Annotated in this window: 5 protein-coding genes and 2 pseudogenes; 3 read left to right on the top strand and 4 right to left on the bottom strand. The window is 70.6% G+C overall.

Annotated elements, in window-relative coordinates; all coding sequences use genetic code 11:
• Positions 1–87: 87 nt before the first annotated feature.
• The 3 genes and pseudogenes from OG943_RS26755 to OG943_RS26745 all read left to right on the top strand — a co-directional run.
• Positions 88–8,568: pseudogene (locus OG943_RS26755) on the top strand (beta-ketoacyl synthase N-terminal-like domain-containing protein); the annotation flags it as partial.
• A 922-nt stretch (positions 8,569–9,490) separates the two neighbouring features.
• Positions 9,491–9,754 (top strand): annotated as a pseudogene (locus OG943_RS26750) (hypothetical protein); the annotation flags it as partial.
• A gap of 141 nt (positions 9,755–9,895) precedes the next feature.
• Positions 9,896–11,020, top strand: a complete 1,125-nt coding sequence (locus tag OG943_RS26745) for an HNH endonuclease signature motif containing protein (RefSeq protein ID WP_328603674.1) — start codon at positions 9,896–9,898, stop codon at positions 11,018–11,020.
• Between the two features lie 562 nt (positions 11,021–11,582).
• Here the strand turns inward: OG943_RS26745 and OG943_RS26740 are convergent.
• The 4 genes from OG943_RS26740 to OG943_RS26725 all read right to left on the bottom strand — a co-directional run bounded on the left by OG943_RS26740 (position 11,583) and on the right by OG943_RS26725 (position 15,627).
• Positions 11,583–12,545 (bottom strand): NAD-dependent epimerase/dehydratase family protein, encoded by a 963-nt coding sequence (locus OG943_RS26740; RefSeq protein WP_328603673.1) that lies wholly within the window; start codon positions 12,543–12,545, stop codon positions 11,583–11,585.
• Between the two features lie 13 nt (positions 12,546–12,558).
• Positions 12,559–13,851, bottom strand: coding sequence for a nucleotide sugar dehydrogenase (locus OG943_RS26735; RefSeq protein ID WP_328603672.1), 1,293 nt, complete (start codon positions 13,849–13,851; stop codon positions 12,559–12,561).
• A 47-nt stretch (positions 13,852–13,898) separates the two neighbouring features.
• Positions 13,899–14,582 carry a PIG-L deacetylase family protein gene (locus tag OG943_RS26730; RefSeq protein ID WP_328603671.1) on the bottom strand — a complete coding sequence of 228 codons (684 nt, stop codon included), beginning with the start codon at positions 14,580–14,582 and terminating at the stop codon, positions 13,899–13,901.
• A 298-nt stretch (positions 14,583–14,880) separates the two neighbouring features.
• Positions 14,881–15,627 carry a TetR/AcrR family transcriptional regulator gene (locus OG943_RS26725; protein WP_328603670.1) on the bottom strand — a complete coding sequence of 249 codons (747 nt, stop codon included), beginning with the start codon at positions 15,625–15,627 and terminating at the stop codon, positions 14,881–14,883.
• Positions 15,628–15,747: the final 120 nt, after the last annotated feature.

The following is a 15,747-nucleotide window of genomic DNA, read 5'->3' as shown; positions in this document are numbered from 1 at the left end:
AACCGTCATGAACACTCACGAGCCCTTGGCCCGGCCGATGCCAAAGACCATGTGACTCAGGAGAAGGTCTGAATGAACAAGTCCGACGACAAGCTGGTTCACGCCCTCCGTACGTCTCTGAAGGAGACCGAGCGTCTTCGCGCGCAGAACAAGAAGCTCAGCGAGGCCGGCCACGAGCCGATCGCCATCGTCGGCATGGCCTGCCGGTTTCCGGGCGGCGTGAGCACGCCGGAGGAGCTGTGGCGGCTGCTGGCCGACGGCGCCGACGTCGTCGGAGAATTCCCTGCTGACCGTGGCTGGGACACCGACCGGCTCTACGATCCGAGCGGCGAACGGCCGGGCGCCAGCCGCACCCGGCACGGCGGTTTCCTGTACCAGGCTCCTGAGTTCGATGCCGGGTTCTTCGGGTTCAGCGAGCGCGAGGCGGTCACGATGGACCCGCAGCAGCGCCTGCTGCTGGAGACCACCTGGGAGTCCTTCGAGCGGGCCGGGATCCCGCCGGCCTCGGTGAAGGGCAGCCCGGTCGGGGTGTTCACCGGGGTGATGTACCACAACTACCCGGGCCATTACGGTTCCTCCGCGGTGGTGTCCGGCCGGCTCGCCTACGCGTTCGGCCTCGAAGGGCCCACGGTCACCGTGGACACCGCGTGCTCGTCCTCGCTGGTGACCCTGCACATGGCGGTGCAGGCCCTGCGCCAGGGCGAGTGCTCGCTCGCGCTGTCCGGCGGGGTGACGGTGATGGCCTCCCCGCAGACCTTCGCCGAGTTCAGCGTCGACGACACCCTGTCCGTCGACGGCCGGTGCCGGTCGTTCGCCGAGTCCGCGGACGGTATCGGCTGGTCCGAGGGCGCCGGGATGCTGCTGCTGGAACGGCTTTCGGACGCGCGCCGCAACGGCCACCCGGTGTTCGCGGTCGTCCGCGGCAGCGCGGTCAACCAGAACGGCGCCTCGAACGGGATGATGTCGCCGAGGGGCCCGGCCCAGCAGCGGGTGATCCGCCAGGCGCTGGCCAATGCCCAGGTGTCGAGCGACCAGATCGACCTCGTGGAGGCGCACGGCACGGCGACACCGCTCGGCGATTCGGTCGAGGCGCAGGCATTGCTGGCCACCTACGGGCAGGAGCGGCCGGAGGGACGGCCGCTGCGGCTCGGCTCGATCAAGTCGAACCTCGGGCACACCCAGGCCGCCGCGGGCGTCGCCTCGCTGCTCAAGGTCGTGCTCGCGCTGCGCAACGACCTCCAGCCCAAGACACTGCACGTGGACGAGCCGAACCACCGGGTGGACTGGGCCTCCGGCGGCGTCGAGCTGCTCCGCGAACCGGTGGCCTGGCCGCGCGATGACCGGCCCCGCCGGGCCGCGGTGTCGGGCTTCGGCATGAGCGGCACCAATGTGCACGTGATCCTGGAGGAGGCTCCCGAGGCCGCGGAGGTGTCTTCAGAGCGGGAAATTCCCGCGAGTGGCCCGATCCCGTGGGCGCTGTCCGGCCGGAGCCCCGAGTCGCTGCGCGCGCAGGCCGCACGGCTGCTGGAGCATGTTCGCGGTAATCCCGATCTCGGCCCACTCGACATCGGCTACTCACTGGCCACCGGCAGGTCTGCGTTCCCGTACCGGGCCGTGGTCACCGGGACCGGCCGCGAGGAACTGCTGCGCGGCCTGGACGACGTGGCCGCGGGCGAGTCCTCGGCCGAGGTCGTGCACGGGGTGGCCCGCGGTGAGACGTCGACGGCATTCCTGTTCTCCGGCAACGCGCGCAGCGACCTCGGACAGGAGCTGAGCGCCGCGTTCCCCGCGTTCGCCACTGCGTACGCGGAAGCCCGCGCGGCGCTGGCCGAGCACGGCGACGGCGAGAACGGCACCGTGTTCGCCATCGAGGTGGCGTTGTTCCGGCTGCTGGAATCGTGGGGGATCACCCCGGACTTCGTCACCGGGCACGGGGCCGGCGAGCTGAGCGCCGCCCACGTTTCCGGGGTGTTGTCGCTGCCGGACGCGGCCGCCCTGGTGGCGGCAACCGGCGCTGAGCCCGACGCGGTCCGGAAGATCGCCGAGCGGGTGAGTTACACGGCGCCGCAGATTCCGGTGCTGCCGGGTGGCGGCGGCGAGCTGGCGACCGAGGAGGAGCTGCGCTCGCCGGCGTACTGGGTTCGGCGGCTCGGCGCGAAGGCGCGCTTCGCGGACGGGGTCCGTTACCTGGAAGCCCAGGGCGTGAACCGGTTCGTCGAGTTCGGCCCGGCGGGCGCGCGGGAAAGCCTGACCGGGAACGCCCTCGTGGTGTCCGCGCTGAGCGAGGACCGGCCCGCGGAAACCGTGACCACCATGCTCGGAAAGCTGCACACGCAAGGAATCTCGCCGGACTGGCCGGCCTACTTCGCCGGCCGTGGCGCGCGTTCGGCCGAACTGCCCACGTACGCCTTCCAGCGGAAGTGGTACTGGCTGCAGTCGGCCCCGATCTACGGCGACCCGGTCTCCCTCGGCCTGGAACCGGTGGATCACCCGCTGCTGGGTGCGGCCACCGTGCTCGCGGATTCCGAGGGCGTCGTGCTGTCCGGGCGCGTCTCCGTCGGAACCCATCCCTGGCTGGCCGACCACGCCGTGGGCGGCCAGATTCTCTTTCCCGGCACGGCTTTCGTGGAACTCGCGATCCGGGCGGGGGACCGGGTGGACTGCTCCCGGCTGCGGGAGCTGACCCTGCACGCGCCGCTGGCGCTGCCCGCGGCGGGTGGCGTCCGGATCCAGGTGAGTGTCGACGCCCCGGACGAATCCGGGGCGCGCTCGTTCGCGATCAGCTCGCGTACCGACGACCTGACCGGTGAAGGGACGTGGACCCGGCATGCCGGTGGCGTGCTGGCCGACGCGAACGGCGCGCCTTCGTTCGCGCCGGCCTCCTGGCCACCCGCCGAGGCCGAGCCGGTGGAACTGACGGGAATGTACGAGGAAATGGCGGAGCTCGGGCTGGACTACGGGCCGGTGTTCCGTGGCTTGCGGAGCGCCTGGCGTGGTGCGGACGAGATCTTCGCCGAAGTGAGCCTGCCCGAACGGGCAAGAAGGGACGCGGCGGGCTTCGGGCTGCACCCTGCGGTGCTCGACGCGGCACTGCACGCGATCGGGCTCGCCAGTGACGGTGACGGCGTGTCGTTCCCGTACGCCTGGTCCGGTGTGGAGCTGTTCGCCTCGGGTGCCGCGGCGGTGCGGGTGCGGTTGCGGCGCACGGGTTCGGACGTCGTCTCGCTGGAACTCGCCGACGTGGCGGGAAACCCGGTCGCCTCGGTTGAATCGCTGAAGCTGCGTCAGGTCTCCGAGGAGCAGCTGACCGCGGCCCGCGGCGCCGCGTCTTCGAACACCGCGTCTTCGAACACCGCCTCTTCCAATGTTGCCGCGTCGCGCCGGGAGCCGGAGCCGCTCGCGCGGCGGGCCGCCAGCGCACCGGAGACCGCCGTGCCGGCCGGCGCCGAGGCCGACCCGAACTCCTTGCGGGGCAAGCTGCTCGCGCTCCCGGCCACCGAGCGGCTCAAGGCCGTGCGTGGGGTCGTCCTCGCCAATATCGCCGCGGTGCTCGGCCAGGACTCGGCTGAGCTCATCGATGTCGACCGCGCCTTCAACGATCTCGGCTTCACCTCACTGCTGGCCGTCGAGCTGCGCAACCAGCTCGGCGCGGCCACCGGGCTGACCCTGCCGCCCACCCTGGTGTTCGACTTCCCGACCGCGGCGGAGCTGGCCGAGCACCTGTACCAGGCGCTGCTCGGCGAGCTGAATGCCAAGCCGGAGACGGTCGCGCTGAGGACCGTGGCCGGTGACGAGCCGATCGCGATCATCGGGATGGCCTGCCGGTACCCGGGGGAGGTCGGCTCGCCGGAGGAGCTGTGGCAGCTCGCGGCCTCCGGCGGTGATGGGATCTCTCCCTTCCCCGTCAACCGTTCCTGGGACATGGACTACTGGCTCGGCCTGGTCGAGTCGAGCGGGCGGCAGCCGCAGGGCGGGTTCGTGCACGACCTCACCGACTTCGACGCGGCCTTCTTCGGGATCAGCCCCAACGAGGCGGCGATGATCGAACCGCAGCAGCGGATGCTGATGGAGACCTGCTGGGAGGCGCTGGAGCGGGCCGGCATCGACCCGGTTTCGCTCAAGGGCAGCGACACCGGGGTGTTCGCCGGGGTGATGAAGTCGGACTTCGACCCCGGGCCGGCCGGCGACATGGAGACCAACGGCCTGTTCCGCAGCACCGGTGTGCTCGGCAGCGTGGTGTCCGGCCGGGTGTCCTACGCGCTCGGCCTGGAGGGGCCGTCGGTCTCGATCGACACGGCCTGCTCGTCCTCCTTGGTGGCCCTGCACTCGGCGAGCCAGGCGCTGAACCAGGGCGACTGCGCGCTCGCGCTGATCGGTGGCGTTTCGGCGCTCACCTCGCCGAGCCCGTTCGCCCACTTCGATGCCGGTGGCACCGCCGCCGACGGCCGGTCCAAGTCGTTCTCCGCGGCCGCGGACGGGATCGGCTGGTCCGAAGGCGTCGGTGTCCTCGTGGTCGCGAGGCTTTCGGACGCCCTGCGCGACGGCCGCGAGGTGCTCGCGGTGATCCGGTCGAGCGCGGTGGGCCAGGACGGCGCGTCCAACGGGCTGACCGCGCCGAGCGGCCCCTCACAGGAACGCGTGATCCGCAGGTCCCTCGCGCTCGCCGGGCTGAAACCGTCCGATGTGGACGTGGTGGAGGCGTCCGCGACCGGCTCGACCCTGGGCGACCCGATCGAGGCGCGCGCACTGCTGTCCGTCTACGGGCAGGACCGGCCGGCGGACCGGCCGCTGTGGCTGGGCTCGGTCAAGTCGAACATCGGGCACAGCCAGGCCGCCTCCGGGGTCGCCGGCATCATCAAGATGGTGATGGCGCTGCGGCACGAGCAGCTGCCGATGACGCGGTACGCGGATAACCCGACCGAGCAGGTCGACTGGTCGGCCGGGCAGGTCCGGCTGCTGGCGGAGACCATCGCGTGGCCGGACCCCGGACGTCCGCGGCGCGCCGGTGTCTCTTCGTTCGGGTACAGCGGGACCAATGCGCACGTGATCATCGAGCAGGCGCCCGCACAGGAGCAGGAGAAGGCGGAGCCCGCCACGCCCGAGCACGACGGGTTGCTGCCGTTGCTGCTGTCCGCGCGCAGCCGGGAAGCCTTGCCGCTGCAGGCACAGCGGTTGCTGTCCCAGCTGAGCACCGGTGGAGAACCCGACCCGCAGGCTCTCGCGTACTCGCTGGCCACCTTCCGGGCCCCGGCTTCGCACCGCGCGGCCGTGGTCGGCGAGGACCGGCAGGAGCTGCTCGCGGGGCTCGCCGCGCTGGCGAGGGACGAGCCCTCCGCCACGGTGCTGCGCGGCCGGGTCCGGGCGGGCGCGAAGACGGCGTTCCTGTTCTCCGGCCACGCCGCCGTCCGCCCCGGTAGCGGAAAGGACCTCTGCGCGGCCTTCCCCGCGTTCGCCCGGGAATTCACCGAGGTGAGCGAGAAGTTCGGGGCGTACCTGGACCGGCCGCTGCCGGACGTGCTGTTCGCCGAGGAGCGCTCGGTCAACGCGCAGCTGCTCGAACGGGCGACGTTCACGCACGCGGCGCAGTTCACCGTGCAGGTCGCCCTGTTCCGGCTGCTCGAGTTCTGGGGGCAGCGGCCGGACTACGTGCTCGGCCATTCCGGCGGCGAGGTGGCGGCCGCGCACGTGGCCGGGGTGCTGTCGCTGCCGGACGCGGTCAAACTGGTCGCGACCCGCGCGCAGCTGCTGGAGGAGATGACGGGCGGCGTGATGGTCGCGGTCGCGGCGAGCGAGGAGGAGGTCCGCCCGCTGCTGACCGCAAGGGTCGCGGTCGCCGAGGTCAACGGGCCGGACTCCGTCGTTCTTTCCGGCGACGAGAAGCCGGTGCTGGAGATCGCCGCCCACTGGGCGGAACGGGGACGCGAGACCCGGCGGCTGCCGGCGCTGCAGGCCGCGCATTCGCCGCGGATGGACGAGGTTCTGGAGGAACTGGCCGAGATCGCCGCGGAGTTGTCGTACGGTGCCCCGCGCGTTCCGATGGTCTCCACGGTCACCGGCGCACTGGCCGGGGACGAGCTGTCCGAGCCCGAGCACTGGGCGGCCACCCTGCGGCGGCCGGTCCGCTTCCTCGACGCGGTCCGTAACCTCGAGACGGCGGGGGTGAACCGGTTCGTGGATCTCGGCCCCGGCGGTGGGCTCGCGGGCCAGGTGCGGTCCTGCCTGACCGGACCGGGCGAGGATGTCACCGAACTGCCCGTGCTGCCCGGCGATCGCGCCGAGACCACCGCGGTGCTGCGGGCGGCCGCACAGTTGCATGTGGACGGTCTCGGCCTCGACGGCACGCGGCTGTTCGCCGGACGGGAGGCGCGGCGGGTGCCGTTGCCGCCCTACGCGTTCCACCGCAAGCGGTACTGGCCGGACCTGGACATGGAGGCCATCAGGGCGAGCGGCGACCTGGCCACCACCGGGCTCGAATCGACCGGGCACCCGCTCGTCGGCGCGGCGATGTGGCTGGCGGACTCGGACGGCATCGTGCTCAGCGGCCGGCTCTCCATCGGCACTCACCCCTGGCTGGGCGAGCACACCGTGGGCGGCGAGGTTCTGTTGCCCGGCGCGGCTTTTGTCGAGATCGCCATCCGCGCCGGCGACGAAGCGGGCTGCTCCCGGGTCGAGGAACTGACCGTGCACGCGCCGCTCGTGCTGCCGGAGCGCGGAAAGGTGCAGGTGCAGGCCGTGGTCGGCGTGCGTGACGAGGCCGGGGCCAGGGCGCTGACGGTGTATTCGCGCCCGGACGACCCGATCGCCGCGTGGACCCGGCACGCGACCGGGTTGCTGGTCGGCGGCGGAAAGGTCAAGCCGGAAGGACTCGAAGAGTGGCCGCCGGCCGAAGCCGAATCGGTGCCGGTGAACGGCCGGTACGAGGCGCTGGCCGACGCGGGGCTCGGCTACGGCCCCGCGTTCCAGGGCCTGCGCACGGCCTGGCGCCGGGGTGACGAGGTGTTCGCCGAGGTGAGCCTCGGTCAGGAGGCGAGCGGGCAGGCCGACCAGTTCGGCCTGCACCCGGCCGCGCTGGACGCCGCGGTGCAGGCGTTCGGCCTGCGCACTGGCGGAGAGCCGGGTCTCCCGGTCGCCTGGACGGGGGTCGAACTGCACGCCACCGCGGCGTCGAAGCTGCGCGTGCGGATGACCCCGGCCGGCGAGGACTCGGTCGCGGTGACGCTGGCCGATCAGGCGGGCAAGCCGGTGGCCTCGATCGATGCCGTGACGGTGCGTCCCATCGCCGAGGTGCGGGAAACCGTTGGCGTGCCTGTGGAAACCACCAAGGCCGGACCAGCTGGACCAGCTGGATCGGCGCCGGCGCCGGCGCGACGCACGGCGAGCCCGGCCGTCGCGGCCGACCCGGACGTGCTGCGCGAGCGGCTGGCCGCGCAGAACCCGGCCCAGCGGGAGAAGATCCTCCTGCGGCTCGTGCTCGAGCACACCGCGGCGGTGCTCGGCTACGCGGACCCCGACGCGGTCGACCCGAACCGTCACTTCCTCGAATCGGGCTTCGACTCGGTGACCGCGGTGGGACTGCGTAACAGCCTCACCGAGGCCACCGGGCTGGACGTGCCCCCGACGGTCATCTTCGATCACCAGAACCCGCTGGCGCTGACCCGTCATCTGCTGGCCGAACTGGACCAGGCCTCCGACGCCTCGCCGGAGGACCCGGCTTCCGACGGGCTGAAGCAGTTGTTCACCGAGGCCGTCCACTCGGGACAGACGGAGGAAGGGATCGGCCTGCTGAGCGCGGCGGCCAGGTTGCGCCCGGCGTTCCGGTCGGCGGCCGATATCGGGCAGTTGCCGGTGCCGGTCCGGATGGCCGAGGGAGCGCGGCAGCCGCACCTGTTCTGCCTGTCCACCCCGGCGGCGATGGGCGGCGCGTACCAGTACGCGCGGTTCGCCGCGCATTTCCGGGGCGTGCGCACGCTGTCCGCGTTGCCGATGCCGGGGTTCCTGGCGGGCGAGCGGCTGCCCGAATCGGCCGAGGCCATCGTGGACGTGCTCACCGAGAGCATCCGCAAGGCCGTCGGCGACGAGCCTTTCGCGTTGCTGGGCTATTCCTCGGCCGGGATCTTCGCGCACGCCATCGCGGGCCGGCTGGAGGAGTCGGGCACCGGCCCGGCCGCGGTCGTCCTGCTGGACACCTACGCCGCCGGTGGCGAGGACATGCAGCGCAGCGATCAGGAGGAGCGGGACAAGGCCACCCTCGGCCTGGTCTCGGGGCTGCTCGAAAACGAGTCGCGGTATGGGCCGTACGACCGGACCAAGCTCACCGCGCTCGCCCGGTACCTGGACATCATCCCCGAGGTCGTCGTCCCGGAGATCGCGGCGCCGAGCCTGCTGGTGCGGCCGGAGGACCGGTTCAGCGCGGGCGAGACCGGAGCCGACGCGGGGGACTCGGAGGCCTGGCGGACGGCGTGGAGCCGCGCCGACACCACCGCGGTGGTCCCCGGCGACCACTTCAGCCTGGTCGAAGACAGCTCCGCGACAACGGCGCAAGCGGTCGAGGACTGGCTCGGCTCGTGAGTTCTGCGCTGGGCACCGCGAACTCCGCGTCCGGGCGCGGGGTTCGCGGCATGGCCCGCGGGAGCTGCGGGACTCAGGCTTCGGAAACGCTGAACTCGCCCGTCCGAGCGCGCGCGGAGCTCGGGCGCGCTCGGACGGGCGAGTGGGCAGTTGACTGGTTGGCAAAACGGGATCGGATGATCACCGGAGGAACAGGCGCGCCTTCCGCTGCGGCGGAAGGCGCGCCTGCCTGCGGCCAAGACGCGAGGGGGCCTGCTGGTCGGCCTGCCAGTGGTGGCCGCACCGGCCGGCCTGCTCGCCGCGGGAGGCGGCGCCTTCGTGCTGTGGACGCCTGATGAACCCCTCGCCCAGCTCGGTGTCTGGGCGATGACCGGTCTGGCCGGTGGCTACGGGGAGACCCGTGGTGGCTCTGGACAGTGGTCACCGGTGCGCCCTTCGCCGGGGCCGTGGTGGACCATCGAAGGGGGATCACCGCCTGCGCATCTTTCGAGCGGGTGGACGGAGAGAGGCTGCGACGAGCGAGGGTCCGGCGTCGCTCGGGCGTACGTCGCAGTCTGAGCAGTGGCCCGCGCGGATCTATCCGGGGTCTGCCGGTGCCGCTGGGATGGGCGCCGCGCACCGCGGGACACGAGGTGTAATCGCGGGCAGGCCCAACGTTCACCGAGACAATCACCCTTACCGGCTTCGTCGCGATGGCGGTCGGCGCGGACGACGACCGACTCGTGGTTCAGTCCACAGTGGATGATTCGGTGAACTTCGCCGAGCGGTGGAAACCCAGCCCGGTGATCGGGGACGAGCGCGCGCCTGCCGGGGCGGTGGTCACACGCGTCAGCGTGTCGGGGAGTGTGCGGCTCCTCGGCGTTGCCGAGCCCAGGCAAGGCCTTGCTGCTCACCGGCAGGCGACCCTGGACCCGCCGCCTCCTTCGCTGCAGATCACCGCTGCCACCTGCCGATCCGATACGTTCCCTACTCCGGGCCCTCGATCGTCCCGACGTGGCTGCGCAGGAAACCACGCCGGCTCCGCGTCCTGCTGACCTCCGCTGGTACCACACCCCCGAGCTGGTGTCGCGTGATTCCCCTGGTTGCGCTGCTCCGCCCTCCGGCTTGCCGCAGCACCCCAATGAGGTTTCTCAGTAGCGTTTGCGTTCTGCTTGTCAGCCGAATTCTGGGTGGGCCCGGTAGTTGATATAGAGATGTTTTGTTCACTCGATTCGGTGACGTCTTTGGTGGATGGCGTCGGTAAAATTAAAGAGTGAGCTGTTATGGGGATTCTTCTTCAAATGACGCTTCCGATGTTTTGTCTCGGATTCATGAACGGGCTGTCCGGGTGGCGCAGCTGGAGGCCGAGCAGGTCGCTGATGTCGCATTGTTCGCGGCGACGGGTGGGTCTGTCCGGTCGGTGGTGGCGGAGCTGGCGTTGGAGTTGTCGGTGACAGAGCGGCGCGCGGGGGCTGATGTCGCGTTGGCGCAGGCACTGACTACCCGGTTGCCGGAGACGTTCGCGGCGTTCCGGCGTGGGGAGATCGATAGTTTCAAGGCGCGGATGGTATTCGAGCCGACCATCGCCCTCTCCGACGACATAGCCTGCCAGGTCGACGCGATTGTCGCTACCCGGCTGACCGGGAAGAATCCGTCGTCGTTGCGGGCCGCGGTGAATCGGGTGGTGCAGAAAGTGGATGCCGAAGGATACGAGCGAAGATCCCGGGCGCGACGGCGCGACCGTAACATCTGCCTGATTCATCAAGACGAGACCATGTCCACCCTGCTGTGCGATCTCCCCGTGGAACAAGCATCGGCGATCTACACCTCCCTCGACCACCAAGCACGGAAGCTCCGCTGCGGAGGCGAGGCCAGGACGTTGGAGCAGTTGCGCGCGGATGTCCTGGCTGATCGGCTGCTGAACCGGTCACCGGGTGACAGTGGCATCAAGCCCGTTGTCTATGTCTATGTAGACCTTTTGACGCTGGCCGGGTTGAACGAGGAGCCCGCCGAGTTGTCGGGTTGTGGCACGGTTCCGGCGTGGCTGGCGCGGGCGCTTGCGGCGGACTCGAATTCGGTGTGGCGGCGGATCATCACCGAGCCCGACACCGGGCAGGTCCTCAGTGTCGGCCGCACCCGCTACCGGCCACCAGCCGCGCTCGCCGACCTGGTGCAGGTGCGGGACCGGGTATGTCAGCACCCGGGCTGTCGTCGTCCGTCGCAGTACAGCGACATCGACCACACACGCGACTTCGCACAAGGCGGCCACACCGCCGAAGACAACCTCGGCCCGCGCTGCCGACGACACCACCGCCTCAAAGACGAACCCGACTGGACCTGCACCACGGCGCCCGGCGGTGACGGCACGATCACCACACCGACGGGTCGGGTGTACGCGACAAAACCACCGCCACTGCACGAGAGCCGGGTGAGAGACGCCGCAGGCGAGGCCGGGCGCGAGGCAGCCGCCTGACCCCGGCACATAGCGAGCAACCCGGAGGCTGGGCCAGCATCGCGTGATACTGCTTTCTCACCTGGTTGCTCCGCCTCCGGCGCAGCCAACAGCGCCGACGAAGGCTGCTTGGACGATGGTGCCGATCCGGTGGGGGCAGAGGGTGATTCGTCGTAGGGCTGGCCAGCGAGGTTGTGCGAATGGCCGCGGCACACGGTCCTGCCCGTCTCTCGCAACGACCTGTCCGCCGCCCGCGGTCACGGCCTGGGTCGTGGTTGCGGGCGCCGCGGTCGCAGGCGATGAGGGTGCTGTCGAGGATCACGTGGGTGTCGCCCCGGCGGCGGCGTTCGGCACGCAGCACATCGGCGACGAACAGGGCCAGCTCGCGTGTCACGTCGAGCGTGGCACCGTAGGAAATCACGTGGGGCCTCTGGAGTTCAGGATTCGATCTTCGCAAATCCAGTTCTACCAGCGGCCCCACGCCTCATTCCGCGGCAACACCCGCATCAGCGACGAGCGCGAGAAACGCGACCACCTCCGCCCGCCCGCCTTCGGTTTCCGGATCAGGGCGGCCCCAACGGCATCAGGAACCGCGGCGGTCGGCGACGACCGCGGCGATGATGTCGTCCAGGGTGCGGGTGGGCGCGAAGCCGATCTGCTGGTTCGCCCGGGTGCAGTCGGGGATGCGGCGCTGCATGTCCTCGTAGCCGTCGCCGTAGGCCTCCTCGTACGGCACCTTCGCGATGGTGCTCGACGAACCCGTCGCGGAGATCACGCGCTCGGCGAGCTGGGAGATGGTCGTCTGCTCGGTGCTGCCGAGGTTGAAGACCTTGCTGTGGGCCGTTTCGTCCGCCAGCAGCGCCACCAGCGCGGGCACGACGTCGTGGACATGGCAGAAGCAGCGCGTCTGCTGGCCGTCGCCGAACACCGTGATCGGCTCGCCGGCCAGTGCCTGCTTCACGAAGCGCGGGATGACCATGCCGTAGCGGCCGGTCTGGCGGGGGCCGACCGTGTTGAACGGCCGGACGATCACCGTGCGCAGGCCGTGCTCCTTGGCGTAGAGGTAGGCGAACGTCTCGTCGAGCGCCTTGGCCTCCGCATACGACCAGCGGTTCTTGAGCGGCGAGCCGATGATGCGGTCGGAGTCCTCGGTGAGGCCGTTGGCGGTGTTCTTGCCGTAGATCTCGCTCGTGGACGCCACGAGGATCGGGACGTCGTGGCGCAGCGCGGCGTCGAGCATGTTCTCCGTGCCGTGCAGGTTGGTGCGCAGGCTGTCCATCGTCTTGTCGAGGATGGTGAACACGCCCACCGCCGCGGCGAGGTGGAACACCGCGTCGATGCCCGCCATGCACGATTCCACGGCGGCCGGGTCGGTTACGGAGCCGCGGACGAAGCGGAAACCCGCGTGCCCGGACACGCCGGCGAGGTTGTCGAGGGTGCCGGTGCTGAGGTTGTCGAGCGCGACGACCTCGTCGCCGCGAGCCAGCAGATGTTCGGTGAGGTGGGAGCCGATGAACCCGGCCCCGCCGGTGATCAAGTAACGCACGTCAGGAGTCCTCTCAGTTCGCGAACAGCGCGCGGTCGAAGCGGTAGGTGGCGTCGACCACGGTGCCGCATTGGGCGAGCCACTCGTAGGGGTGGCCGGGCTGGATCGTGTGGATCAGGGCGACATCCCAGTCGCCGCCGTTCGGCTCGACGATGCCGTCGAGGGAGCCCCCGGTCACTCGTACGTTGGGAACGAGCGGGTCGTAGTAGCCGACCTTCGCGCCCTTCGCGGCGAGCAGGTCGAGGATGTCGAGCGCCGAGGACGAACGCACGTCCTGCACACCGGGCTTGTAGGTCACGCCGACCACGAGGATCCGCGCGCCCGCCATCCCCTTGCCGTCGTGGGAAAGCGTGTTCTGCACGCGGTCCACGATCTGCTTCGGCCGTTCCGCGATGGCGTGCATGGCCTGCGTCACGAGTGGTGCGTTGCTCTGCGTCGCGCGCAGCTGCCACAGCAGGTAGTGCGGGTCGCACGGGATGCAGTGGCCGCCGACGCCGGGGCCGGGATGGAAGGCCATGAACCCGTAGGGCTTGCTCGCCGCGGCGTCGATCACCTCGATGGGGTCGATCGCGAAGCCGTCGCTGATCTCCGCGAACTCGTTGGCCAGCGCGATGTTCACCGCGCGGAACGTGTTCTCGAACAGCTTGGTCATCTCGGCCGCCTCCGGCGAGCTGACGCAGTGCACGGCGGGCGTGAGCACGTTGATCACGCGCTGCGCCATCGCCGTGCAGACCGGCGTGACCCCGCCCAGCACCCGCGGCGTCTCCGCCTGGGTGTGCGTGACGTTGCCGGGGTCGATGCGCTCGGGGCTGGACGCCACGAAGATGTCGCGCCCGACCGTGAAGCCCTTGGCAGCCAACGGCTTCACCAGCAGCCGCCCCGACGTGCCGACGTAGCTGGTGGAGGTGAGGATGAGCGTCTGGCCGGCGCGGGCGTTGGCGATCAAGGCCGCGCACGCGCTCTCCAGCGGGCCGAGGTCGGGCATCAGGTACTCGTCGAGCCCGGTCGGCACGCACACCAGCACCGCGTCGGCCTCCGCCATGCGCGAGGAGTCGCTGGTGAGCTGGAAGTCCTCCTGGTGCACGGCCTTCTCGAGGCGGCGCTGGTCCGACTCGATGAGGTCGACGTCGCACGAGCGGATCGCGTCGAGGCGGTTCTGCGAAAGGTCGATGCCGATCACCTCGACGCCGCCGGCGTGCAGGCCGAGCGCCGTCGGCAGCCCGACGTACCCCATCCCGATCACAGCGACCGACGTGAGTTTGTTCAGCTCGGCGGTGGTTTCGTATTCAGCGACAGTACTGGTCATTCCGGTTCACCCGTCTCTTGCCCGGTTCGAAGTGGTTTGGGAAGAATTCAGTGCACGATCCGGACGATCTCGAATGCTTCGGCGAGATCGGCGGAGATCTGCGAACCGCGGTATTCGGCCAGGGCGCGGACGCCCCGTTCGCTACGCGGGTGGGGCCAGGGCTCGAGTTCTTTGCCGTACGCGCGCAGCGCTTCGATCTTGCGCTCGACGTGCGTCTCGTCGAGGCGCTGCCAGCAGTTGGGGCGGAAGGCGACCGGCAGCCCGGACGCTTCGCCGACGTCGGTGGCCGAGCGGATCTCGAAGGTCCGCACCTCCTGCACGCTGCCCTTGCCCGGACGGCCCGCCACCCGCGCGGCGCGGCTGACCAGCGAGTGGTCGGTGCTCAGGTCGCACATGCTCGTGGTGAAGATCGTGTCGGGCTCGAAGTCCCGGACCTCGTTCTCCACGACCCGGTTGAGCTCGAGGTGGCTGATGGTGTCGAGGCGGTTGTCCCCGAACTCGTTGATGCACAGGCGTTCGATGCCGAGCGTCTTCGCGGCCAGCTCGATCGCGGCGGTGCGGTTGACGATCCCGGCGCCGGTCGGCGACCGCGAGCCGTCGTCGTTGGTCAGGATGCAGAGCGACACCGTCACGCCCTCGTCGGCGAGCCGGGCGATGGTGCCGCCCGCGCCGAGTGTCTCGTCGTCGCCGTGCGCTCCCACGACCAGGAGCTTGCGTATCTTCCTGTGCATACCGATCCCCAGCCTTAGTCCAATGGGCGAGCCATTCCCGTACCGGCCATCGAGGAACGCAGTGGCGAGCACGGCATAACGGCGGTGAATAGTCTTTCGGACGTGCCGAAAATCTGTCATCCGATGGCGACGACCGACAACCCCTAAAGACGGTCTAAAGCGAACCTTGGCCGCCGCGCGCCGCCGGGGATAGGGGCGGATTACCGGCGCGGTTCCAGGGCCGTTAGGGGTGGGCGTGCCCGGCACGCGTTCTTGGCGTCGTATCCCATACGCGACCGGCGAAGACAGGCCGGGCGGGTCAATGCCCGGCTTGATCCCCAGCAACGAGGGCGGCGATGCCGTCCAGCACGCGGTCCAGGCCGAAGTCGACGTCCGTGCCCGCCGGGTACTCGCGCCGGTTCGCGAGGGCGGCCAGGCGGGGGTAGCCGCGGTCGGCGAGCAGGGGCTGGAGGAACGCGCGGACGCCATCGGCGTGCGCGGGGAAGCTGGCGGAGTCCGGTTCGGTGCCGGCGCGGAGGCGTTCGGCCGTGCCGCGGGCGAAGTCCGCCACCAGCCGCGCGCAGCCGAGAGCGTCCGCATCGGCCAGACCGGCGGCGGACAGCGCCGCCAGCAGTATTTCCGTCCAGCTCAGCAGGTTCGGGGTCACGGCATCACCGCGGGCCGGGACGTCCAGCAGCCAGGGGCGGGCGCGGTAGCGGTCCAGCGTGGCCTGGGTCCAGGCCCGTGCGGTGGCCCGCCAGCCAGGGTCGCCCAGCGACTCCGGGGGCGGCCCGAAACCGGCGTCCGCCAGGAGGACCAGCAGTTCGTCCTTCGAGCCGAGGTAGCGGTACAGCGCGTTGGTGGTCAGCCCGAGCGAGGCGGCGATGTTGGGCAGCGACGCGGCCGCCAGCCCGTCGGCGTCGGCGAGTTCGACGGCGGCGGCGACGATCTGCGCCACGCTGTGCGAGGGCTTGGGGCCACGGCGGGGTCGCGGCGTGGTGACCCAGGCGGGCGCCAGGCCGGGAGGCAGTTCCCGGAGGTCGGCAGGATCAGGCTCGGTCGTCATCTTCCGCTCCGCAGTGTTCTTCACGTAAACTGTGCAAGCCCTACACTAATCAAGTCGAGAGGCTGGGGGAAATGGTCGTGGCGGCATCCAGGCCGGCCGGGGCGTGCGCCCTGGCCGAAG

This window comes from Amycolatopsis sp. NBC_00345 (assembly GCF_036116635.1).
Lineage (GTDB): Bacteria > Actinomycetota > Actinomycetes > Mycobacteriales > Pseudonocardiaceae > Amycolatopsis.
The sequence above is the reverse complement of the archived record's forward strand: the minus strand, read 5'-3'. Positions and strand labels throughout refer to the sequence as shown.

Bases quoted from the DNA above. Each gene is read 5' to 3' on its own strand.
- OG943_RS26725 (WP_328603670.1), bottom strand. From the start codon at position 15,627: ATGACGACCGAGCCTGATCCTGCCGACCTCCGGGAACTGCCTCCCGGC.
- OG943_RS26735 (WP_328603672.1), bottom strand. From the start codon at position 13,851: ATGACCAGTACTGTCGCTGAATACGAAACCACCGCCGAGCTGAACAAA.
- OG943_RS26730 (WP_328603671.1), bottom strand. From the start codon at position 14,582: ATGCACAGGAAGATACGCAAGCTCCTGGTCGTGGGAGCGCACGGCGAC.